General features: G+C 35.6%; 18 protein-coding genes and 1 tRNA gene. 10 read left to right on the forward strand and 9 right to left on the reverse strand.

Annotated features, from left to right (window positions below; all coding sequences use genetic code 11):
- Positions 1-117: 117 nt before the first annotated feature.
- The 4 genes from MR062_RS15960 to bshB1 all read right to left on the reverse strand — a co-directional run bounded on the left by MR062_RS15960 (position 118) and on the right by bshB1 (position 7207).
- Positions 118-1314, reverse strand: a complete 1197-nt coding sequence (locus tag MR062_RS15960) for a glycoside hydrolase family 88 protein (protein ID WP_242206088.1) — start codon at positions 1312-1314, stop codon at positions 118-120.
- A 179-nt stretch (positions 1315-1493) separates the two neighbouring features.
- Positions 1494-5615 (reverse strand): hybrid sensor histidine kinase/response regulator transcription factor, encoded by a 4122-nt coding sequence (locus MR062_RS15965; protein ID WP_242206090.1) that lies wholly within the window; start codon positions 5613-5615, stop codon positions 1494-1496.
- A 712-nt stretch (positions 5616-6327) separates the two neighbouring features.
- Positions 6328-6403, reverse strand: a tRNA-His gene (locus MR062_RS15970).
- 81 nt (positions 6404-6484) lie between these two features.
- Positions 6485-7207, reverse strand: coding sequence for a bacillithiol biosynthesis deacetylase BshB1 (gene bshB1 / locus MR062_RS15975; protein WP_242206092.1), 723 nt, complete (start codon positions 7205-7207; stop codon positions 6485-6487).
- A 441-nt stretch (positions 7208-7648) separates the two neighbouring features.
- Between bshB1 and MR062_RS15980 the strand changes: the two genes are divergently transcribed.
- The 3 genes from MR062_RS15980 (at position 7649) to MR062_RS15990 (ending at position 12145) form a co-directional block, all read left to right on the forward strand.
- A complete protein-coding gene (locus tag MR062_RS15980) occupies positions 7649-9490 on the forward strand; it encodes an SLC13 family permease (protein ID WP_242206094.1) in 1842 nt (613 codons plus the stop codon).
- Between the two features lie 42 nt (positions 9491-9532).
- Positions 9533-11164 carry a phosphoenolpyruvate carboxykinase (ATP) gene (gene pckA / locus MR062_RS15985; RefSeq protein WP_242206096.1) on the forward strand — a complete coding sequence of 544 codons (1632 nt, stop codon included), beginning with the start codon at positions 9533-9535 and terminating at the stop codon, positions 11162-11164.
- A gap of 309 nt (positions 11165-11473) precedes the next feature.
- The gene (locus tag MR062_RS15990; RefSeq protein ID WP_242206098.1) at positions 11474-12145 is read left to right on the forward strand and encodes a DUF2490 domain-containing protein; all 672 of its coding nucleotides are present in this window, start codon (positions 11474-11476) and stop codon (positions 12143-12145) included.
- A gap of 2 nt (positions 12146-12147) precedes the next feature.
- On the opposite strand, the gene MR062_RS15995 is transcribed toward MR062_RS15990, so the two are convergent.
- Positions 12148-12735, reverse strand: a complete 588-nt coding sequence (locus MR062_RS15995) for a TMEM175 family protein (protein WP_242206100.1) — start codon at positions 12733-12735, stop codon at positions 12148-12150.
- 47 nt (positions 12736-12782) lie between these two features.
- Entirely contained in the window at positions 12783-14192 is a 1410-nt protein-coding gene (locus MR062_RS16000) for an MATE family efflux transporter (protein WP_242206104.1), read from the reverse strand.
- A 355-nt stretch (positions 14193-14547) separates the two neighbouring features.
- On the opposite strand from MR062_RS16000, the gene MR062_RS16005 reads away from it, so the two are divergent.
- Positions 14548-15213 carry an HAD family hydrolase gene (locus MR062_RS16005; protein WP_242206105.1) on the forward strand — a complete coding sequence of 222 codons (666 nt, stop codon included), beginning with the start codon at positions 14548-14550 and terminating at the stop codon, positions 15211-15213.
- 22 nt (positions 15214-15235) lie between these two features.
- Here MR062_RS16005 and MR062_RS16010 read toward each other — a convergent pair whose 3' ends face one another.
- From MR062_RS16010 to MR062_RS16020, 3 genes are all read right to left on the reverse strand, one after another.
- Positions 15236-15847 (reverse strand): glutathione peroxidase, encoded by a 612-nt coding sequence (locus tag MR062_RS16010; RefSeq protein WP_242206110.1) that lies wholly within the window; start codon positions 15845-15847, stop codon positions 15236-15238.
- 4 nt (positions 15848-15851) lie between these two features.
- Positions 15852-19130 (reverse strand): cytochrome c biogenesis protein, encoded by a 3279-nt coding sequence (gene ccsA, locus MR062_RS16015; RefSeq protein ID WP_242206117.1) that lies wholly within the window; start codon positions 19128-19130, stop codon positions 15852-15854.
- A gap of 230 nt (positions 19131-19360) precedes the next feature.
- Entirely contained in the window at positions 19361-19747 is a 387-nt protein-coding gene (locus MR062_RS16020) for a group III truncated hemoglobin (protein WP_242206119.1), read from the reverse strand.
- 208 nt (positions 19748-19955) lie between these two features.
- Between MR062_RS16020 and MR062_RS16025 the strand changes: the two genes are divergently transcribed.
- The 6 genes from MR062_RS16025 (at position 19956) to MR062_RS16050 (ending at position 23925) form a co-directional block, all read left to right on the forward strand.
- Positions 19956-20354: a hypothetical protein gene (locus MR062_RS16025; protein WP_242206122.1), complete on the forward strand. Its 399-nt coding sequence runs from the start codon at positions 19956-19958 to the stop codon at positions 20352-20354.
- Between the two features lie 54 nt (positions 20355-20408).
- On the forward strand, positions 20409-21212 hold the full coding sequence (locus MR062_RS16030; protein WP_242206124.1) for a Rossmann-like and DUF2520 domain-containing protein: 804 nt from the start codon (positions 20409-20411) through the stop codon (positions 21210-21212).
- Between the two features lie 3 nt (positions 21213-21215).
- Complete coding sequence (locus MR062_RS16035; protein WP_242206126.1) at positions 21216-21746, forward strand: KdsC family phosphatase; 531 nt, start codon at positions 21216-21218, stop codon at positions 21744-21746.
- A gap of 48 nt (positions 21747-21794) precedes the next feature.
- Positions 21795-22709, forward strand: a complete 915-nt coding sequence (locus tag MR062_RS16040) for a geranylgeranylglycerol-phosphate geranylgeranyltransferase (protein ID WP_262916861.1) — start codon at positions 21795-21797, stop codon at positions 22707-22709.
- Positions 22709-23302 carry a Maf-like protein gene (locus MR062_RS16045; protein ID WP_242206130.1) on the forward strand — a complete coding sequence of 198 codons (594 nt, stop codon included), beginning with the start codon at positions 22709-22711 and terminating at the stop codon, positions 23300-23302. The genes MR062_RS16040 and MR062_RS16045 overlap by 1 nt, the downstream gene beginning before the upstream one ends.
- A 92-nt stretch (positions 23303-23394) precedes the next feature.
- Positions 23395-23925, forward strand: coding sequence for a mechanosensitive ion channel domain-containing protein (locus MR062_RS16050; RefSeq protein ID WP_242206132.1), 531 nt, complete (start codon positions 23395-23397; stop codon positions 23923-23925).
- Positions 23926-23944 lie beyond the last annotated feature (19 nt).

Below are 23944 nucleotides of genomic sequence, written 5' to 3' on the forward strand. Positions count from 1 at the left end.
TAGTTAGTTCTTATCATTTTTCTTCCTTTTGTATTATTTTATTTTTATCTGTTTACAATTAGTTTTACTCAGTCTGTTAGATACATACTGTCAATAAACATTTTGGTCGGCACCAACTTAATTGCTATGGCTCCCTTCATACTTAATCAATGCCTCTATAAAGTAATAATCTGCATAGTTTAACGGTACATCTATTTCACTTTGGTGAGGTAAGCTCCCTACGCTATGCTTTAAAAGGAACCCATTATTTGTTCCCACCTTGGCCATGTACTTATCACTGGCCAAAGACTTTAAAAGTTTATCTATGTTATGGGAATAGTCCACATGGGAATATTGATTAAGTTCTATTAATGCTGAAACGGTAACGGCTGCTGCAGATACATCGCGATAGGTATTGGGCTTATCGGGGGCATTATAATCCCAAAAGGGAATGCCATCTTTTGGAGTTTCTTTATAGTTTAATATGTAGGATGCTATTTTTTGAGCTTGGTCTAAATATTTTTCATCCTTTGTGTAACGGTAGCATACGGTATATCCATAAAGTCCCCAAGCCTGTCCTCGAGCCCAAGAACTTTCGTCTGCAAACCCTTGCGCCGTTTGTTTGCTTCTTACCATTCCTGTTTCTGAATCGTAATCAACAACATGATAAGAACTGTTATCCTGTCTAAAATGATTCTTTAACGTTGTGTTTGCATGCGAGATGGCGACTTTTTTATATTTATGGTCTCCAGTAATCTCACTTAATTTAAAGAGTAGTTCCAAATTCATCATATTATCAATAATGACTGGAAAATTCCAACCTCTTTCTGCTTGCCATCCACTGTTAACATCCCAACTTTGAATACATCCTATAACAGGATTAAAACGTGTTAACAATGAATTTCCGGCAGTAATCATTACTTGCTTAAACGTTTCATCTTTGGTTATTCTATACCCATTACCATAGGAACAATTAAACACAAAACCTAGATCGTGATTGGTAGTGAGATACTTGTGAACCTCAAATTGGGATTGCATTTTTTCTGCTGCTGCTTTCCACTTTTCATCCTTCGTTTCTTCATATAAATACCAACATGTCCCTGGAAAGAACCCTTCTGTCCAGTCAAAATCTTGGTTAGTCCATTCTATATTATTTTTTGAAGTAACTGTTCTGGGAATTCTATGGGCCGTATTGGCCTTCCTTAACAATACATCCATTTGCTTTTCTACATGTACTAACTCCTTTTCTACAAATGTTTCTTTAGTTTTATCATTTAAGGAATTACACGAAAACACAAAAAGCCCACATAAAAACAAAATTCTAGTTTTGGTCATACTTAAAATTAATTGATAGATTTAATAATTGTAATATTGTACTACAAGTTCAAAACTATTCAATTTTAAAGGTGACAAAGGGGTTTAATAATCATTATGGAGGGGGCAAAGCATCATACCCTAACAAACAGAAACCAATAAAAATAATTGATACACAAAGCTTTACCTCCTAAATACTTTTAAATACTTTCAGATTGTTTAGCCTTTGATCTATATTCTGTTGGTGAAGCATTGAAAAGAACCTTGAAGCTTTTTCTAAAATATTTTAGATCACTAAAACCAACTTCATAAGCTATTTCTGAAATATTCATTTCTGTTTGGGCAATCATTTGTGCAGCTTTTTTTAGTCTTACTGTTCTAATAAACTCGGAAAGGGATTGCCCGGTTAATGCTTTTAATTTTGTATACAACAAGGTGCGGCTCATACCTATTTCATCTGTAAACGATTGCGCATTAAATCCTGTGCTGGAAATGTTTTCCTCAACTATATGAAATGCTCTTTCTAAAAATTCTTCGTCTGCAGGCGTAACGGTTAGTTCTTTAGGGGTTAAAATGACATCTTTTTTATATTTAAGAATCATATGTTTTCGCGAACTGAACAAATTATTAACCTGCAGTTCTAAAATGTTAGCATCAAAAGGTTTAGTTATATAAATATCTGCTCCTGTTTTAAATCCTGTTTCCTGTGCTTTGGAAGAGGTTTTGGCGGTAAGTAAAATGATTGGGATATGGCTTGTTTTTATATCAGACTTTAAAACATTACACATTTCAATACCATCCATTACCGGCATCATAACGTCGCTTATAATTAAATCGATTGGGTTGGATTGCGCTATTTCAATGCCTTTCTTTCCATTTTTGGCCTCAAAAATGTTGAAATCCTTTTTAAAAATATCTTTAATAAACTTCCTCACCTCTATATTATCTTCAACCAGCAAAATAGATGGCAGCTCCTCTTTGTAAATATCTTCATGGAAATCTGATTCCTTTTGGACCCAACCGGATTTCAAAAAAGTGGGCTCATAAGGCTCTAGGCACATTGGATGTACCAAATCATTATCATTAACCATTTCATTTGGTTGTAAATGGGTATTGCCCAAAGGCAATAAAACAATAAAAGCAACACCTTTTCCTTCGGTGCTTTCAACTTTTATAGTGCCATGATGCAATTCTACTATATCCTTGGCCAGAGAAAGGCCAACTCCTGTTCCCGATCTTTTCTTGTCGGGCTCCCCTAATTGGAAAAACCTATCAAAAATAAATTCAATCTCCTTTTCTGGAATTCCTTTGCCATTGTCTTCAATGACTAACTTAACACAGTCTGAATTGTTTTCATTTAACATGTCCTTTGAAATGGATACACTTAATGTAATTGAGCCATGGTCTGGGGTGAACTTAAACGCATTGGACAATATATTTACAATGACTTTTTTTAATTCAATTTCATCAAACCAAACCTCAATATCTTCTGCATTGGTTTTGAAGCTGTAATTAATATGTCTTTCTTTTGCTAATTCTTCGAAGGATAACTTAACATTTTGCAGAAATGGCACAATATTGTTTTTAGAGGCATGCAGCTCTAACTTCCCTGCCTCACTTTTTCTAAAATCCAATAGCTGATTAATTAGTTGCAATAGCGTTATAGCATTTCTATACATACTTTTAAGCTGGCCTTGTATTTCATTATCGCCCTTCTTCTTTTCTATCATGCGTTGCAAAGGCCCAACAATAAGTGTTAATGGGGTTCTAAAATCATGAGAGATATTTGTAAATAATTGTAGTTTTAATTTATTGATCTCTTCAATTCTTTCCTTGTCTATCCTTTCTTGCTTTAATTCGTTCTTAACCTTTATTCTGGCCAGTGTTAGCATTCTTATATAATAAACTATCACGGCTACTATTAGGCTATAGATTAGATAGGCCCACCAGGTTTTCCACGGTGCCGGAAATACCGATATTTCTACTGAATCCCCTTTCTCATTCCATACCCCATCATTATTTGAAGCTTTTACTTTAAAAACATAATCACCCGCATCTATATTTGTATATGTTGCTGTCTTATTATTACCTATATAATTCCAATCGGCATCAAACCCCTCCAATTTATAGGCATATTGATTTTTATTGGCCTGGGAGTAACTTAATCCTATAAAATCTATACTAAAATCGTTTTGATTATACTTTAAAGTGATTTTCGAAATGGAATCTGTTATTTTTAAATAGGGTTTGTTATTAACATTTAAATTGTAAATATCGACTTTAGGTATAAAAGTATTTTCATTAATTTTATTGGGGTCGAAATAATTAAGACCATTGGTTCCCCCAAACATCAATTCTCCCTTCGACGTTTTTAAAAAAGCTCCATAGTTAAACTCATTTCCCTGAAGCCCATCAAACTCATCAAAGTTTTTAATCTGATTTGTTTTTACACTTAACCGACTAATACCCTGATTATTACTTATCCATAAGTAACCATTATCATCTGATAATATCCCATAAACAACTTCATTTGGCAAACCTTGTGCTGTCCCATATTTTATAGACTTTCCTGTATCGGGATTATAAAAATACAACCCAGACCCTTCAGTACCTATCCAATAATTATTTTGATCATCTATAAAAACACAGTTTACAGATTTTGAGGCAAGTTCGGATTTCGCATTTTTTTTAAACGGGATTTCCGCTCTCTTTTTTGTATTTACATTAACGCTTTCTAAACCTTGGGAACCTCCCGCTAATATGTAATTAGGATCTGAAGTTTGTACGATGCATGCAACTGATTTAATATTATCATCGAGCTTATAAAACACTTTTGTTTGTGTATCATAAAAAAACAAACCGTCTGTTAAAGTTCCAATCCATATATTTTGATTATGGTCTTCCAATAAGGATAAAATTCTATAGTCTGATATAGCAATACCATCTAATTGTACTGATTCAAAATGTTCAAACTTTAATGGTTTCTTATTAGGGTTTAAAAAATTAAGTCCTTTATCATGTGTACCAATCCATAAATTCCCAGATCGGTCTTGAATGATTGCCTTAACATTATTAGAGCTTAAACTATCATAATTGTCTGGATCGTGAGTATAATATGTAAACTTATTGGTTTTCCTGTCGTAAAAATTAATCCCGCCCCCTTCTGTACCTATCCACAGGTTTTTGTTTGGATCTTCTACAATGGCGCTTACTACTTTATAGTTAAGCATGGTATTATTATCTCCAGCAGAAAAAAGTTTAAACGTATCGAAGCTTTTATCATAGAAATTAACCCCTCCAGCCCATGTACCTATCCATATATCGGCACGGGAATCCAAAAAGATCTTATAAACTGAATTTTGGCTTAAACTTTTAGGGTTATTTTCGTCATGAACTATATGCGTTATGGTTTGCTTCTCTGAATTTAATATGTAAATGCCTGTATAAGTTCCTATCCAAAGATTACCTGAATAATCTTCGCAAATAGTACGTACAGCGCTTGTTATACCCTTAGTCTTATTAAACTTATAGTCTATAAACGTATTTGAAGTTCGGTCAAAAATAGCTAGCCCCATTTCATATCCTAACCAAATGGTATGATGGCTATCCTCGAATAAAGTGGGCGCATTATTTATATGAATGTCTTTAGTAGTCCCTTTAGGGTAGTTGTAATGTGTAACATTATTATTTTTTAAATTATAGACATCAATACCTTCTACTGTACATACCCATAAGTCACCACTTCTTGACACTAAAAAGTTTCGTGTTTTTTTATGGTCACCTGAATTAAACGTGCCCTCGACTTGAATTTTAAAGTGAGATATTTTATCTTCAATAATATCTAGTTTGTCAATACCACTATTAGTGGCAACATAAAGTGCATTATCATTAAGTTGGGTTAAGTCCCAAATCTCGTTGTCTGAAATAGAAGTACCAATTGAGGTCTGTTTATATCTTGTGAAATTATCTGTTTCTGGGTTATACTTGTTTAAACCATCTTTAGTCCCAACCCACAAGTTCCCATAATTGTCCTCAAAAACTGAGGTTACCCAGCTATGACTTAAACTATTTTCGTTTTCAGAAATATGTCTATAGACCACAAACTTATCTCCATCATATTTATTTAAACCATCTCTGGTTCCAAACCATAAATAGCCTTTTTTATCTTGCAAAATATCTATCACAGACCTTTGCGATAGCCCTTCTCGAGAAGATAACTGCTTAAATTTTAAATCATGTAATGAATTACTATATACTTGTCCGTAAACATTTTGAAACAACCAATTACATAATAGAAAAAGTAACACATGATTTGTTTTCATTTATTTTATTTCAAAAGTATTCATTAATCAATTTACTCATTGAACATGTTAATTTGGCAATAAATGTAACAATAAATAAACATATTCATCATAAGTATAAAGATTTGAAAATTTTAAGATGACAAGCAAAAAAATTGCTGTAAGAATATTGTATTTAGTTATCAAATCATTTTTTAATATGAAACTATTAGTACAGTAAAATTAACTTAACACGAAAAAAACAGAGGGGACAAACAATCATTTTTGAGAGGTCAAATGATTACATTCCAATATTTATAGGTTAACTAAAGCTGGACAGTGTTGAATTAAGCCTAGTAGATTCGATTTTTAAGTAGTTCTTTTTTAGGGAAGGTTACAGAAATATGTACCTATAAAAGCATAAATGAATAAACTATTATTTCTTATGTTAATGAGCTCCCAAGAAGATGACTTTTTTTTTGTTCAGGTATCTTCATAATACTCCACAAAAAAAGCCTTTCAAAAACTTGAAAGGCTTGTCTTTTTGGGTGGAAGATCGGTCTTACTTCGACTACGCTCAGCATAAACTTCTCGACCTCACCGTAACGCACAAAAAAAGCCTTTCAAAAACTTGAAAGGCTTGTCTTTTTGGGTGGAAGATCGGTCTTACTTCGACTACGCTCAGCATAAACTTCTCGACCTCACCGTAACGCACAAAAAAAGCCTTTCAAAAACTTGAAAGGCTTGTCTTTTTGGGTGGAAGATCGGTCTCGAACCGACGACCTCCTGAACCACAATCAGGCGCTCTAACCAACTGAGCTACAACCACCATGTAAAACGCATTACAAATGCGAGTGCAAATGTAATTTATTTCGGTTTCTCTACAAAAACTTTTTTAAATATTTTAATCACTATTTCAAATCAAACAGGCTATCTACTGCCACATAACGCTCCACATTAAACCCTTCGGCATGTTCTACTCCTATTAAACGCCCCAAATCCCTTGCCCTGTACTTTACACTATCTGTAAAATTTTTACTTGATATAGGGGTTTCTGGCTCTTTGCTGTTTTCATTATAAAACTGGGTTTTATAGGCTAAAACGGCATCCATTTTTTTATCTATAAAGCCTGTAACATCTACCACAAAATCAGGCTCTAAGTTTTTCCATTGAATATAATGGTACACCTGCTTTGGTCGCCAAGGCTCTTGCCAAACATCGTCATTTTCATCTTTAGTATCAATTTTTAAGAGTCCGCTTAAAAAACAGGCATCACTTACCAACTTACTGGCTTTACCATGATCTATATGCCTATCATCAATTGCATTACATAGAACAATATCTGGCCTGTATTTACGTATCATTTTAATCAATGCTATTTGATGGTCTTTATCATTAACAAAAAACCCATCGGCAAATTCCATGTTAGTACGCAAAGTCACACCTAATATTTTCGCAGCACATGCGGCTTCCTCCTCCCGTGTTTTAACAGTACCCCGTGTCCCCAATTCACCACGAGTTAAATCTATAACCCCAACTTTTTTACCATTAGCCACTTCTTTGGCTATGGTGGCACCACAACCTAGCTCTATATCATCTGGATGAGCTCCTATAGCAAGTATATCTAATTTCATCGGTATTCTTTTATTGAATTTTAATGGTTAGATGTAACCTTTGATAATTAAAATAATCATTTGCTGTATATTTAATTATCATATCAGTTTCATAAGTTTATTCTATTGTTTTTTTAACCAAACTTCATCCTTTTTAGAAGCTTTTTTATCATTTTTATTTGTTAAAAACTGAACGTTCAATTCTGCTAACCTTATTTTTTATTAAATATATCAAGAAATCTTAACAAAGCTCCATTACTATTACGTTTTCGTGTTTTTTTTCAACATGAAAAAACTCAAAACCTTCATAATTATTGAAAAATAATGTTCTTCCCAAAAGCATGACATCCGTCATAATAATTAGCGACAATAGCCTGTAATTTTACTTTGTAATAAAAAATAAAATACCATCAATTAACCAACAGGTATTTAAACCGTAAAACTAATAAACATTTTTTAGATATGATTTTTTTAATGCTCACCATATTAGCCATCACGATCGGTCTTTTTGCTTGGGGAAAATTCACGCCAGATATTGTGGCGCTCATATCTATGATAAGTTTATACTTAACCGGCATTTTAGATGCTACTGAAACCTTAAGCGGATTTAGTAACCCTACAGTAATTATGATTGCTGCTCTCTTTATTATTGGAGAAGGTATTGCCCAAACGGGCTGGACCGCCATGGCAGGTAAAAAATTTGTGGAATGGGCCGGAAAAAGTGTTCCTAAGCTCTTAGTAATCGTTACTTTAGGAGCTGGGATACTTTCTGGATTTGTTAGCAATACGGGTACTGTCGCCACATTAATGCCTTTAACCATCTCTTCTGCCTGGAGCATTGGAACCTTACCTTCAAAAATGTTAATGCCTGTTGCCTTTGGGTCTAATACCGGTGGATTATTAACCTTAACGGGAACACCTCCTAATATTATTGCTAGTAATGCTTTAGTTGATGCTGGGTTTAACGGGTTTTCATTTTTTGAATTTGGTTTGATTGGATTACCATTACTAATCATTGCCTTACTATACTTTAGATACATAGGTTACAGGTTGCTACCAAAAAACAAAACCAACAACAAGCCTGTAAACATTGAAACAACCTTGCACAAATGGATAGAAGCCTATAAAATAGACAACGACTATTACAGGTTACGTATAAGAAGCCTTTCTCCCCTTATAAACACTAAATTGGAAGACTGGCACATTGAAAAAAACTTTAACGTTTCTATCATTCGATTAAAAAGAAGGCATCCTAATTTATTAAAAGGAATACATAGCTATGAAGAATTTCCAACACATGATACAGAACTAAGATATCATGACATAATCACTGTAAAAGGAGACACTGAAGGTATTAATAAATTAATGATAAAATTTAGACTAGGCCTTTTACCATTGGAACCTATTACAGATGAGTTAAAAAACAACCTCATAAACCAAGAAGTTGGTATGACCGAAGTTATTGTTAACCCTAACTCTATGTTAGTTGGAAAACATTATAAAATTGGGGATTATTTTAACCGATATGGCATTCAGCTATTAGCCGCTTCCAGAAACAACAAACCTTTAGAAGAAAAAGAAATAACGGTAAAAGCAGGTGACGCCTTTTTATTAAGAGGTACTTGGGAAGATATTGACAACCTAAAAAAACAACATGAAAACCTAGTAATTATTGGTAGCCCAGAAGGTATGGCCAAAAACGTTGACAAGCTTAATCTAAAATCGTACATAGCCTTAGGTGCTCTTTTACTCATGATTGTGTTTATGGTATTTAAAATTGTACCGGGAGCCATAGCCGCATTAATTTCTGCTGGTATTATTTTACTAGCGGGATGTGTCCCTATTACCAAAGCCTATAAAGGTATTAGTTGGACCAGTGTAGTGATGATTGCCGCCATGATACCCATGGGCATCGCTTTACAAAAAACAGGAACGGCACAAGTTATTGCTAATGGTTTGGTAAGCTATTTAGGAGCCATTCACCCCATAGCATTACTTGCTGGTGTTTTTTTATTAACCACCACCTTTAGTCAGGTAATAAACAACTCGGCTACAGCAGTGCTTATGGCACCTATAGCCATGTTAGCTGCCAGTACTTTAAACCTATCGCCAGAACCCTTCATGATAGTAGTCGCCATTAGTGCTTCAACAGCGTTTCTAACCCCAATAGGCACGACAACCAATGCCATGGTCATGACAGCCGGGGGTTATAAGTTCATGAATTACTTAAAAGTAGGTGCGCCATTGCTACTAATATTTTTGATTATCTCACTAATGCTCGTACCAATAATATGGCCATTTTAAAAACATACAAATTATTATTAAGAACCTTAAATTTAATACAGAATGAAAACTTTAGAAACCTTACAAAAAGACACTAGCTTAGAGCAATATGGTATCCAAGATGTTATTGTAAACTGGAATCTGTCTCCTGAAGAACTTCAAAAAATAACGGTTGAAAAAGGTATGGGCAAGGAAACCACTAACGGTACCTTAGCTATTAACACTGGAAAATTTACAGGGCGTTCGCCTCAAGACCGCTTTCTAGTGAAAGATGATTACACTGCTGATAAAGTATGGTGGGGAAAAACCAATAAACCGGTATCTCCTGAAAGTTTTGACAAGCTTCAAAATGAAATTGTAAAATATCTTTCTGGAAAAGAAATTTATGCCAGAGATGGTTATGTATGCGCGGAACCAGAATACAGAACCAATATTAGAACCATAACCGAATTCCCTTGGTCTAACCTATTTGTTTACAACATGTTCTTAAGACCTAGCATTAAGGAACTTGAAAACTTCAAGGAAGACTGGTTAATCCTCTGTGCTCCTGGTTACGAGTGTCCAAACCCTAAAGCCTATGGCATACGTCAAGGTAATTTTTCCATTCTAAACTTTACTAAAAAAATAGCCTTGGTAGGCGGGTCAGCTTACACTGGTGAAATGAAAAAAGGTATCTTCTCCGCCTTAAATTTAATATTACCCACCGAAAAAAATGTATTACCAATGCACTGTTCTGCCAATGTGGGCAAAAAGGGAGACACAGCTATTTTCTTCGGGTTATCTGGAACCGGAAAAACCACCCTCTCAGCAGATCCTGAACGAAAATTAATTGGCGACGACGAACATGGCTGGACAGCAGACAATACAATCTTTAATTTTGAAGGAGGCTGTTATGCTAAAGTAATAGACCTAACCGAAGAGAAAGAACCAGATATCTTTAGAGCCGTTAAGCCTGGTGCATTATTGGAAAATGTAATCTTTAAAGATAATGGTGAACCCGATTATGAAGATAGTAGCATTACCCAAAACACACGTGTAAGCTATCCTATCTACCATATCGATAACATTCAGGAAACGCTCTATGCCAACAACCCAAAGAACATTTTCTTTTTAACCTGTGATGCTTTTGGTGTATTGCCTCCTGTTTCAAAATTAACCCCTGGGCAAGCGGCTTACCACTTCATCTCTGGATATACTGCTAAAGTAGCTGGAACCGAAGCAGGAATTACCGAGCCCGTACCTTCATTCTCAGCTTGTTTCGGAGAACCATTTATGCCATTGCACCCTACCGTTTATGGTGAAATGTTAAGCAAAAAAATGCAAGAAGCCGGGGTAAATGTATGGTTAATAAACACTGGCTGGAGTGGTGGCGCTTATGGTGTAGGCTCTCGTATAAAATTAAAATATACCAGAGCGATGATTACAGCCATTCTTAATGGTGATTTAGATGGCGTGGATTACGAACAGAACTTTATTTTCGGCCTATTTATGCCTAAATACTGTCCTGGTGTACCTTCTGAAATATTAGACCCAATGAATACCTGGCTACAAAAAGGCGCCTATATTGGCAAGGCCATTCAATTGGCACATTCATTCCACTTAAATTTTGAGAAGTTTGCGCAACAAGCTTCAGAACAAATTATTGAAGGTGGTCCATTAATTGATGAACACCATCATTTACACGAACACTTTTAATAGGTTCTTATGAATTGTAAAAGGAGCTCTATTATTGAGCTCCTTTTATATTACCAAACAAAATTTAGTTAAAAACAACCCGTTGTGTAATTTGATAAAATGCTGTCAGTTCGAGTGAATTTTACGATTGAAATGAGTAAAATTTTTATCGAGAACCTGTTGCAGGCAGACAGGTATGAATTTTAGTCTTTGAATAGTTCTCGATACGTCCCGCCTTTGGCGGACACTCGAACAGACATAATTGAAATTAGTTTGATCTAAAATACACAACAGGTTAAAACAAATTACTAACGCATATATTTGTATGCCATGAAACATCTATTAATAATTCTAGGCCTTTTTTTAAGTATTAACTTAAGTTTTGGACAGTCAAACCCTGAAGATAAGTTAGGGGGGTGGTATGAATTAGGCATCAATACTAAGATTTCAAAAAAATTAAGTGTAAATACCTATACCCTATTATGGCTATATGAAGCAAATGACAATTTCAACTTTGTTTTATTGAAAGGAGGACTTAGCTATCAATTGAATCCCAAACTTAAGGCTGTATTGACCTATGGTTATGCAGATTTCGATGGCTCAATAGATTTATCGTCACCCCATACTTTGGAAAACCGAATTTCCGAACAAATTATATTTAAACACCATTTTGTGAAACTCCCCATAGAACATAGGTTAATGGTAGATCATCGCTTTTTAAGAAAGCCTAATAAAAGATCGGCAGTAGCGCGGCTTCGCTATCGTATTGGTACTAAACTTAAAATCAACAATACTTTATCCCTACTTTTAAAAAACGAATTGCTGCTTTCTCCTAAGTTAAGCAACAGCCCTGAAAACCGATTTTATAGCGGACTGGGGGCAGCAATTAATAAAAACTACACAATTACTATAGGTTATGTTAATAGAAATACCATGAACAAGGAAAACTTACACCGACTCCAAGCTGGCTTGTTTATAAAGACTGATTTTACCAAAAAGTAGCATTAATGCGTTGCGCCCTCTTTTAAGGTTTTTTCAATCCTTCGGTCTGGAATTAACCAAATTACCGCTACCAAAACAAAAAAGAAACCACTTATCCAAACATTAATAAAAGCGCCAACTATTCCCAAAATATATAAAACAGGAGATGTTTTTCCCTTTATATCTTTACCTAAAGCTTTAGCCAAGATAGAATCCTTGCCATGACTTTTTATAATTAGGGTCTGTAAAATAAAATAGGCCAATGCGGCACACAATAAAACAATGCCGTACAAAAAAACCGAGGCCGTTGTAAAATGGTTCTCTCCCATCCATCCTGTAACAAATGGCACTAAAGAGAGCCAAAACAACAAGTGCATGTTGGCCCATAGAATAGGGCCAGTAACATGTTTAACGGTTTGCATCATATGATGGTGGTTATTCCAATAAATGGCCAAATAAATAAAGCTTAAAATATAACTTCCAAAAATAGGCAGTAAAGGCGTTAGATCTTCAAACGTTCCTCCATGTGGCACTTTTAACTCTAATACCATAATGGTAATAATAATGGCCAAAACGCCATCTGTAAATGCTTCAAGTCTTCCTTTTTTCATCTTAATATTTGTTTAAGCGTATAAGTGAGTAATTTACAAAAATACACTTATACTTCAACCGTCTTCCAATACCCTTTTTTAAACCATACAATCGCAATTATAGCGATTAAGACCTCTGCAATAGTAATGGCCCAAAAGACCCCTACTGGGCCAAAATCCAAGGTAAGTGCCATAAGGTAAGCAAATGGCAATTGCAATAACCAGAAGCAAACAAAGTTTATATAGGTAGGTGTTTTGGTATCGCCAGCGCCATTAAATGCATTAATAACCACCATACCATAACCATAAAAAATATAACCAGCAGCAATAACACGTAAACATAAACTACCATATTTAACAACGTCTGGAGTGGTATTGAACAGCACAATAATTTGAGGTGCAAACACCAAATAGACCACAGACACTATACCCATAAAAATAGCGCTATATTTTCCGGTTCTCCATACCGATAGTTCTGCACGTTCTGGCTTTCTAGCCCCTAAATTTTGTCCAACTAAAGTAGCTGCGGCATTACTCATACCCCATGCCGGCATTAAGGTAAACATCATAACCCGAATGGCAATAGTATACCCTGCTAGCACTTCGCTACCAAACTCACTCATAATGCGCATTAAAAACACCCAAGATGAAGTCCCTATTAAAAATTGGCCTATACCTCCCAATGATACTTTTATTAGATTAAACATCACTTTAAGGCGTAGCACTAAATCGTTAAATCCAATTTTTATTTTGCTATAACCAAAAAACAAAATGGCAAGCTGAAAAACCACAGCCGTACCTCGTCCAATTGTTGTGGCTATTGCAGCACCTTGCACACCGAATTCGGGTACAGGACCAAAACCAAAAATAAATATAGGATCCAATATAATATTGAGCCCATTAGACAATACCAGTGTCCACATAGCCACCGAAGCATTGCCAGCTCCCCTAAACACTGCATTGATTAGAAACAATAGCATTATGGTAACATTACCACCTAATAGCACTTGGGTATAGCCATAGCCCTCGGCTATTAAATCGGGTTCACCTCCCATTAATTCGAGAATATGTTTGGGGTATATAATGCCTATGGCACTAATTATTGCCGCCACAAATACCCCTAAAAAAATAACCTGTACCGCTGCACTAGAGGCCCCCTTCAAATCTTTTTCACCTACACGTCTAGCTACAACGGCTGTTGCCGCCATACTTAATCCTATGGCTACTGCATAGACCAAGGTTATTACAGACTCAGTTAAACCAATAGTCGCCACAGCGTTAACGCTTACCTGCGACACATATAAAATATCGACCAAAGCGAAAATCGATTCCATGAGCATTTCCAAAATCATGGGTATGGACAGCATAAATACCGCCCTACGAATACTCCCCGATGTAAACTCTTGCTCCTTACCCGTTACGGCAATTTTAAAATATTGAATGTATTGTTTTAAAGAAATTTTATTTGATGATTGCATTCTGAAAATTATAAAAAATAGACTATACCAAACACCGAAGCATTTGGCTCATTTTTGTTCGAGAGGCTCTCGATACGATACGGAAGTCGAATTAAACAATCATAAGTCGCAAATATGAAGAATTAATTTAAAACCGCAAAATAGTTTTTCAAGGTTTTGGGCAATGTGTATCTTCGCAGAAAAAAAGAAGTACCCTAAAAAGTTAATTATCAAATTAAATCAACCTTTTTATAGTACTCATTAAAACCTTTGAATTTACAACAGCTATTAATTATTTTTTAATCGTTATGCTGCCCATTTCTTAGCATAATGGAACCTAATAATTAATAACTATTTAACCAATAACTTATAATAGATGCTAAAAGCTGTTATTTTTGATATGGATGGTGTTATTGTGGATAGCGAACCTTTGCACCGTAAAGCCTATAGGGAAATGTTCGAAGAGGTAGGCATTGAAGTTAGCGACTCCCTTTATGAATCTTATACAGGGCAAGCTACGCTCCCTATTTGTCAGCACCTTTGCCAACACTTTAATTTAACCGAAAAACCCGAAACCTTAGTAGCCCTAAAACGTAAGCATTTTAAATACCTGTTCGATAACGACGATAGCTTTAAATTAATTGATGGCGTTTTAGATTTGATTAAAGATTATTACCATAACGGACTAACTCTAGTGTTAGGCTCTTCGGCTTCTATGCCCAATATTGAGCGTATTTTTGATCGCTTTGACCTAAACCAATACTTTAAAGCAAAATTAAGTGGAGCTGATTTAGAACAGTCCAAACCACATCCAGAAATTTTTATTAAAGCTGCCCAGGCTTCAGGTTTTAGCGCTAAAGAATGTATGGTGATTGAAGATTCTACCAATGGCATTGAAGCCGCCAAGGCTGCCAATATCTTTTGTATAGGCTATAACAGCAAGCATTCAAAAAATCAAGATTATTCAAAAGCCAATAAGGTCATTAACGATTTTAAGGACATACACTTTAAACAAAGTATCCAGCTTTTTATGAGCTTTTAATAAGAAACATTTTAAAGCACAATCACCCTTTAATCCAAGTGATTATAGACGTATCTGTAGGCAATGTTTTTGGTGTTAGGGAACGTACAACATAGCCATTTTCATCTATTAAGTACTTTTGAAAATTCCACGTCACCTCAGAGTCTTCAACTCCATTTTTATCCTTTTGGGTTAAAAATTGATAGACCTCGTGCATATCATCTCCCTTTACGGAGATTTTTCCCATCATAGGAAAGCTTACCCCATAATTTTGCTGACAAAATGTTGCTATTTCTGCATTGGTTCCCGGTTCCTGTGCTCCAAAATTATTTGCCGGAAAACCAATAATCGTAAAATTATCATTTTTATAGGTTTCGTAAAGTGCCTGCAAATCTTTATATTGTGGTGTGAGGCCACACTCGCTTGCCGTGTTAACAACCATTACTTTTTTTCCCTTCAACGTTGACAAATCGAAGTCATTACCCGATAAATCCTTAACGGTAAACTGGTGGATAGACTGTTTTTGCATAATAGTTTCATTTTTTACAACCTGAACAACTGCTTTACTTTCTCTTAGTTCAGATTCATGAGATGCTTTATTTTGTTTACAAGCAGTTAGCGCGAGTATTAAAACAATAAGTGTTGTTTTTTGCATCACATTATTTCTTATAATATTTAGCATACCCTCTATAACCAAAGTACCCCAATAAAGCTACAAATGCAACACCCATAGCGATAATTTTAAAACTGGCTATTTGCTGACCCGATTGGTAGGAATGTAGTCCAGCCAAATAAAAGTTCACACCAAAATAAGTAAAAATTATAAACGAAATAGCAATTACCGAACTAAGGTTAAACAACCAACGCCCTCTAAGCCCAGGCACCAATCGCATATGGATAACAAAAGCATAAATCATGATACTAATAAGCGCCCAGGTTTCTTTAGGATCCCAACCCCAATAGCGTCCCCAACTTTCATTGGCCCACATACCACCTAAAAAGTTACCAATAGTTAACATGACCAATCCAACGGTTAATGCCATTTCGTTAACAATAGTGAGCTCTTTAATGTTTAAATCCATTTTGGTTTTGTTCTTACTAGTGGTTAGCGCCATAAGAAGTAGGGATACCACCCCTAAAATCATACCCAAAGTAAAAGGCCCATAACTGGCTACAATAATAGCCACATGAATCATAAGCCAATAACTGTTTAACACAGGCTGTAAGTTTTCAATTGATGGATCCATCCATTGGAAATGCGCAACCATTAATAACATAGAAGTTACAAAAGCTCCTGCTGCTATGGTTAAGTCTGACGTTTTTCTTTTCCCAAAAATCGTCGATAAAACCCCTGATACATTGTCGTTATCGTTATGGGCTTTCTCTTTCTTCTTACTTAAACCAACAATAAACCCAAACAACATGGTAGACCAAGCCACATAGATCATAGATTCATAGGCATTACTCCATGGGGCATGCCCAGATACATACCAACGGACAATTAAACCAGCCAAATGGAGTAGAAATACTCCAAAAATAACCCACTTCAATCCCTTTATAATAGCATCTATGTACTTGCTTTTATCCTTTAAAATTTGAACTATTAACAGCACAAACATTAAACTACCTGCATACATGTACCAACTAAACAGCTTTTTAAAAATATCGTACTTGTTATAAAGTACTTCGGTATGGATTTTATCGTCGCTTAGCATGACTTCGGCTCCATATTTATGCTGCGTTTTTTTGAAGGCTTCCAACAGCTTTTCTGCTTCGGAATAATCTCCTGTTTGTTTTGCTTGATTAAGCGTTACAAGATAAGCTCGAAAACCATTCTTTATAAAATTTCCATAAAGTGAATCTTGTATTTTATGGGTTCCAAACCTATAATCGTAAGACGACATCCAAGTGTTATTGGCATCATCAGGAACTGGGAACAATCGTAAAGATGCCCCTTCAATGGTATTATATAACAAGTTAACACGTTTGTGGGCTTCCTGTATTTCTTTTTGATAACCATTAGGCGTGGTTGTACTAAAAGCATCTTCTAAATAAGGTTGCAACTTATAGTCACCGTGCTCTGAAAAGAAATCGGCCAAGGTCACATATTTATCTTCTATACTGGTACCAATAATGTGCCTTACGGTATCTGCTTTCTTTTTAGCCAAATAAATTACGGGAACGCTATACCACAACCTTGGACTTTCCTGCATGGATAAAAATACTTGATGGGCATCAAAATCTTCATAAGTATCATGCTTGCTTAATTTTCTAAGCATTTCTGAAGCATAAGTACTTACAGGCTTCATACGTCCATCTGAATCTTGAATGACCAAATGCGCGAACTTATCGGCATGATCTTTAGGCGTTATGTTCGTCGCTAAAATAGAATCTATCTGAGCTTTGGTTGGCCTTGACTGTACTGCATGGGCTGAATGGTCATGACCATCGTCTTGGGTATGCTCTTGACTAAAGCCAGATAGCCCCATACACAACAACAAAACCGTAATCAGTTTTGCTTTTTTAGCTCGTACTTTTTTAAGCTGTTTGCGCAAATCTGAAAACCGTGTTCCTTTTACAAATAAAATGGACAACAATCCAAAATAGAGCATAAAATAGCCTATATAGGTAAACAGTGTCCCCCAAGAATCGTGGTTAACTGAAAGCACAGTGCCTTTCTCATCTGGATGGAAACTGGATTGAAAAAATCGATACCCACGATGGTTTAGGATGTTATTCATAAAAATCTTGTAATCGAAATCGCCTTCTTTTTCATCTATAACTGTAACGTCACTTGAATAGGCCGAATTTATATTAGACCCAGGAAACTTATCGGCAACAAAATCGTTGAGCTTAATACTAAAAGGCAACTGTAAAACTTTAGAACCATACTTAAAAGCAAATTCCAGTCCGCCAACTTCTATCTGTTTAAAATTATTATTAATGCCTTTTCCACCTAGCAATCCAATATGCTTCGTTTCTCCATTGGTAGTCACTTTTAGCACCACGCCATCGGCATCATTTTTAAGGATTTGTGATTTTTGAACCACATCGAAAACACCTTTAACGACAGGTTTTGGGAATACCATTTGCATATTGCCTATGACGTAGCGCGAACGCAAATGCAGCGTCTGTAAACTATCTTTTACCAGCTTCCCTTGCGCACGAGTTGCCATGGTCATATATTCTCCTTCAAAAGGAGAGTTAATGCTTAACGAATCACCTTGATAAGTAATGTTAATAGCACCATTGGTAGGCTTATTAAGTGCAAACAAAATATTATGTATACTTGCTACTTGCCCTACTTTTAAAAAATGGTTATGTGGGCCATCGGCTCCCGCTTCAACCATTTTAAGATACTGTTCGCCATTGTCATCTGGGACAATATCTTCTTCGGCTCCGGCAATAAATTTTTCCAGTTCAATGGTTACGGGTTGTGTATTATATTTGGTTTTAATCTTAAAGTGGTTATCCAATCGTGGTGAAAAATCGACTTCGTTTTCCAATACACGGCGTTGTGCGACACCATCCACCTTATAATCACCATCAATATAAGTTGTTATATAGGTTCTTTGGGACAAAAACGTGTTTTCCGTAGCGCCTTCTCGAATGGCCATCATGCCTTCAAAACCTATATACCTTGTAATGAAAGCTCCAAGTAGGATAAATATAAATGCAATATGTAGTGTAAGCGTTGCCCACTTTTCCTTTTTATAAAGCTTGTACTTAAAAATATTGCCCGCGAAATTAATTACAAAAAACACCATAATGGCTTCAAACCACCAAGCATTGTAAATTAAATTTCTGGTATAAGGCGTTGGTGAAGTTTCCTGCCCAGCATCCATAAACGTTCCTGTTGCCATAGCTGCGGCAAAAACAATAAATAAGATTGCGGTAAGTCTTGTGGAGAAGAGAATTTTAGCGAGTTTTTCTTGCATGATAAATACCTATTTTAAGGTCGTGCAAATTTACATATTTCAATTCAGTTTAAGATGTTAAAGTTTGATAAAAAGATGGTAGATGTTAGTCGTTAGACGTTAGACCGAATACGTTGTAGACCAAAGACAGATACTTGAAGAGTCAAGAACAAAGACGCTAGATAATTAGATTGTAGAATATATACTGATCACTGATCACTGTCCACTGACCACTAACTACTGACTACTGCTCACTGAGTTCTCGCTTCAAAAATCTTCAAATACAAAAAAGTTGCCATTTTTCTTGCTCTCCGTTTTGCATTTTCGGCATAATCGCCTTCAAATAGCTCATCAATAGTTTCAATCCATAAGTTTAACCACAAACCAAAATGCCTTTCGGTAATGGTATTGTTATTGTCTTTATCCACCTTAATATGGGCTTCTAAAGGATTGCCAATATATCGTGTCTTTAAAAACAAACTGGACTCCCAAAAAGTGGTGAGATTTTCTAAATGGACATCCCAATCTTCAATAACACCATTAAAAAAAGGCCCCAAGACAACATCTTTTCTCACTTTTTTATAAAATGACGACACTAACAAATAGACATCATCCCGTGTTTTTATATCTTTTTTCATCTGTTTACCCCTAATTGTTTTTAAAAAGCAAAAAATAATGGATTAAAGATCAACCCAACCCTTCCATCTACCTAAAATACAACTACATAACACCTTATTATCTCAAAAAAAATCGTTATTTTTAAGATAGCTTATTTAGTACAATAGTTTCTTTTTTGCAATAGTTACTATTCTTCAAAAATAAGGTTTCTAACAAAAAAATACAGCTATGAAAAGAAAAACGTTTATCCAAAAAGCGCTGGGCGCTATGCTTATTGCCATACCCGCCTATGCTGCATTAAGTTGCTCAAGTTCCTCCGATGATTCGTATAACAATGGAGGCAATGACGGAGGAAATAACAACGGTGGCGGATCCCAAGGCAATTGTATTGAAAATGGGACATCAAGTTCTATTTCCAGTAATCATGGCCACACCCTTACAGTCTCGAAAGAGGATGTTAATGCAGGCACCCAAAAAACCTATGACATTACTGGATCTTCAGGACATTCGCATAATGTAACCTTAACTGCTGCAAATTTCACAAGCCTTAAGAACAACCAACAAATTAGTGTTTCCTCTACCAGTGGAAGTGGACATACCCATAGCGTTACTGTCTCTTGTGCCTGATTAAGTTTTTATTCAATTTGAACTATTGAAAAAATATATGCTTATTTTCGCAGTATGATTTCAGTAGTTATTTTAGGTGCAGGAAATGTAGCCACACATTTGTTTAAGGCGTTTGAAAAAGCAGATAATATTTCTGTAAATCAGTGGTATAATAGACATTTAAAATCCATTGCTTCTTACAGAAACAAAGTTGCTATTACCGATAATTTAGACACCTTGCAAATTGCCGACATGTACATATTGGCGGTAAGTGATGATGCCGTTGCCGAATTGTCTGCACAATTGCCATTTGAAAACAGATTGGTTCTACACACTTCCGGGAGTGTAAATGTACACGATTTAGACAAAAAAAACCGAAGAGGCGTATTATATCCGCTTCAAACCTTTAGCAAAACGGCCGATATTGATTTTAGCAATGTCCCTATATGTATTGAGACCTTACACAAACCCGATTACCATATTATAAAACAATTAGCGGTTAGCATAGGAAGCCCTGCTAAAAAAATAAATAGCGACCAACGACGCGCATTACACCTAGCGGCCGTTTTTGTCAATAATTTTACCAATCAGCTATACCGTATCGGCCACGAAATTACCGAAGCCCATGGTGCCGAGTTCGACCTTTTAAAACCTTTGATATTGGAAACGGCCAACAAAATACAAACCGTCTCGCCCTATATGGCACAAACAGGTCCAGCAAAACGGGGCGACAAAAAAACCATTAAAAAGCATTTAAACCAACTCGATAAAAAACAACACCAAGAGATTTATAAATTATTAACTGCTGCTATTCAAGAAACGCATGCTTCGACCTGGCTGAGCAACCGGGTTTCCGACAACAACTCAACTAAAAAATAATAAATGGAAGAAAAAAGCTATAAAGAATACTTAGAACATATAACCACCTTCATCTTTGACGTTGATGGTGTTTTAACCGATGGTTCAGTAATTATAACCACCGATGGCGAAATGCTAAGGACTATGAGCGTAAAAGATGGTTACGCCCTTAAAACAGCTGTAAACAGTGGCTATAATATTTGCGTTATTTCCGGTGGCACTAACGAAGGGGTTCGTTTACGCTTAAAAGGCCTGGGTGTTACCGATATTTATTTGGGCGCACACAATAAAATAGAACAGCTTAACGACTATTTTAGTAAAAATAATATTAAGCGTGAAAACGTACTATATATGGGCGATGATGTGCCAGACTACCCCGCTATGAAACTTATAGGCCTCCCTTGTTGTCCGCAAGATGCTGTTCCCGAAATAAAAGCCATTTCTAAGTACGTATCCCACAAAAAAGGGGGCAAAGGCGCTGCTCGCGATGTTATTGAACAAGTACTGAAAGTACAAGGCAAATGGAATGGCAATTTTGATGCTAAATATGATTGATTTTCAGTAGGCAGTATTCAGTTGCAGTGCACATTAAAACTTTAAACCTTGAACTACCTCAACCTCATCCGCTGGAAAAATTTATTAATGCTTGTCCTTGTACAGTTATTAATAAAATATGCTCTATTAGAACCTTTGGGAGTTCAAGTTAGTTTAAATACATTTAGCATTTCATTACTTATACTTGCTACGGTTTTCATAGCAGCTGCAGGAAATATCATCAACGATATTTACGATATTGAAACCGATACCATTAACAAACCCAACAAGCTTATAGTTGGCAAACACATTACGGAACAAACTGCTTTTAACTGCTTTATTGCCTTAAACCTTATTGGTGTTGGCCTTGGGTTTTACGTATCACACCTTGTTGGCAAAAATGCTTTCTTTGCTTTATTCGTTATTATATCTGCATTGCTTTATGTATACGCCAGTTATTTAAAACGTCTCTTTTTAATTGGCAATATTATCATATCCCTTTTGGTATCACTAAGCATTTTAATTGTTGGTATTTTTGAATTATTACCAGTAATCACTCCAGAGAACCAATATATCCAACTGGCTGTTTTTAAAATCATCTTTTATTATGCCGTTTTTGCCTTTATCATAAATTTAATAAGGGAGATAATAAAAGATATTGAAGATATTGAAGGTGACACAAAATCTGGCATGCATACCTTACCCATAGTTATTGGCACTTCAAAAGCTAGGAGCACCGCTTTTGTGTTAACGCTTTTTACCACCATGGCCATTTCGTTTTATGTCATCAGCTCGTTATACAAAACCCCCATCGCCTCAGGGTATTTTATATTTTTTATTATTGGCCCTTTAATTTATGTTTTCATAAAATTGTTAACCGCAAAAACAAAACAGGAATACCGCCATATTAGCGCCATGCTTAAACTGGTTATGCTTTCTGGTATGCTTTCCTTACTTTTATACAAGTATATTCTTTTAAGCTAATGCTGAGCGACACCTTAAAAAACCATCATATCATTTTAGCTTCGGGCTCTCCTCGTAGACAAGCGTTTTTTAAAAACCTTGGCGTTGATGTCGAAATCCGTTTAAAACCAGTAAAAGAAGAATATCCTAACCGATTAACACATTTCGAAATAAGCAACTATTTAGCCCAACTAAAGGCTTTGCCCTTTAAGCCGGAACTTAAAGACAAAGAGATACTTATAACCAGTGATACCATTGTTTGGCATAACCATACCGCTTTAGGAAAACCTAAAAATGAAGCTGAAGCTTTTAACATTATAAAGTCATTGAGCAACGCTACGCACGAGGTGATTACTTCAGTTTGTTTTACCACCAAGACTTTTGAAAAAACAGTACATGATATCACAAAGGTAACCTTTAAACCTCTCACCGACGAAGAGATTAATTACTACATACAAACCTACAAACCATTTGACAAAGCTGGTGCTTATGGCATACAGGAATGGATAGGACAAATTGGCGTTACCAAATTAGAAGGTTCTTATTTTAACGTTATGGGATTGCCTACCCATCTTGTTTACACAACCTTAAACGATATTGCCAACACCCATTAAGCCTGAACTTTTATAAGTCATTCATCAACATTTTAAAACTGGAATAGCATAAAACTATTTATCTTTGTTAAGTAATCCCTAACCAAAACACAATGTTTTCAGAAACACTTCAAGGGCAGCTTATCATCACAGGAATAGTTATTGTATCCTTATTAACCTTGAGAGCTATTGCCAATATTACCTTAGCTAAGGTAGCCAGAAGAAATGGCATTAATGAAGCTCGCATACGGCTCATGCAAAGATACTTAACGGCTTTATTCCTTTTAATAGCCTTACTTATTGAAGCTTGGGTTTTTGGAACGGACCTAAATCGGTTGGCTATTATTTTTTCATCGCTTTTTGCTGTTTTGGGAGTTGGCCTGTTTGCCATTTGGTCTATTTTAAGCAATGTCACTTCTGGGATTATCATGTTTTTCAACTTTCCATACAAAGTGGGCGATAAAATAGAGATACATGATAAGGACTTCCCTATAACAGCTATTATTGAAGACATTAGAGCTTTTCAACTGCATCTGCGTTTAGAAAATGGAGACCTAGTAACCTACCCCAATAATTTAATGCTTCAAAGAGCAGTAACCCTAATTAAAAAAGATGCCATTGAAGACGATGGCGAAGCTGTCTAGGAGCTTCTATTAAGAATTT

The sequence above is a fragment of the Aestuariivivens insulae genome (assembly GCF_022662195.1).
In the GTDB taxonomy this organism is placed as follows: domain Bacteria; phylum Bacteroidota; class Bacteroidia; order Flavobacteriales; family Flavobacteriaceae; genus Aestuariivivens; species Aestuariivivens insulae.

What these genes read in the sequence shown, in the direction of transcription:
- bshB1 (WP_242206092.1), bottom strand. Translation starts at nt 7,207, where the DNA reads ATGAAATTAGATATACTTGCTATAGGAGCTCATCCAGATGATATAGAG.
- MR062_RS15980 (WP_242206094.1), top strand. Translation starts at nt 7,649, where the DNA reads ATGATTTTTTTAATGCTCACCATATTAGCCATCACGATCGGTCTTTTT.
- MR062_RS16000 (WP_242206104.1), bottom strand. Translation starts at nt 14,192, where the DNA reads ATGCAATCATCAAATAAAATTTCTTTAAAACAATACATTCAATATTTT.
- MR062_RS16010 (WP_242206110.1), bottom strand. Translation starts at nt 15,847, where the DNA reads ATGCAAAAAACAACACTTATTGTTTTAATACTCGCGCTAACTGCTTGT.
- pckA (WP_242206096.1), top strand. Translation starts at nt 9,533, where the DNA reads ATGAAAACTTTAGAAACCTTACAAAAAGACACTAGCTTAGAGCAATAT.
- MR062_RS15990 (WP_242206098.1), top strand. Translation starts at nt 11,474, where the DNA reads ATGAAACATCTATTAATAATTCTAGGCCTTTTTTTAAGTATTAACTTA.
- MR062_RS16050 (WP_242206132.1), top strand. Translation starts at nt 23,395, where the DNA reads ATGTTTTCAGAAACACTTCAAGGGCAGCTTATCATCACAGGAATAGTT.
- MR062_RS16045 (WP_242206130.1), top strand. Translation starts at nt 22,709, where the DNA reads ATGCTGAGCGACACCTTAAAAAACCATCATATCATTTTAGCTTCGGGC.
- MR062_RS16035 (WP_242206126.1), top strand. Translation starts at nt 21,216, where the DNA reads ATGGAAGAAAAAAGCTATAAAGAATACTTAGAACATATAACCACCTTC.
- MR062_RS15965 (WP_242206090.1), bottom strand. Translation starts at nt 5,615, where the DNA reads ATGAAAACAAATCATGTGTTACTTTTTCTATTATGTAATTGGTTGTTT.
- MR062_RS15995 (WP_242206100.1), bottom strand. Translation starts at nt 12,735, where the DNA reads ATGAAAAAAGGAAGACTTGAAGCATTTACAGATGGCGTTTTGGCCATT.
- MR062_RS16025 (WP_242206122.1), top strand. Translation starts at nt 19,956, where the DNA reads ATGAAAAGAAAAACGTTTATCCAAAAAGCGCTGGGCGCTATGCTTATT.
- MR062_RS16030 (WP_242206124.1), top strand. Translation starts at nt 20,409, where the DNA reads ATGATTTCAGTAGTTATTTTAGGTGCAGGAAATGTAGCCACACATTTG.
- MR062_RS16005 (WP_242206105.1), top strand. Translation starts at nt 14,548, where the DNA reads ATGCTAAAAGCTGTTATTTTTGATATGGATGGTGTTATTGTGGATAGC.
- MR062_RS16020 (WP_242206119.1), bottom strand. Translation starts at nt 19,747, where the DNA reads ATGAAAAAAGATATAAAAACACGGGATGATGTCTATTTGTTAGTGTCG.
- MR062_RS15960 (WP_242206088.1), bottom strand. Translation starts at nt 1,314, where the DNA reads ATGACCAAAACTAGAATTTTGTTTTTATGTGGGCTTTTTGTGTTTTCG.
- ccsA (WP_242206117.1), bottom strand. Translation starts at nt 19,130, where the DNA reads ATGCAAGAAAAACTCGCTAAAATTCTCTTCTCCACAAGACTTACCGCA.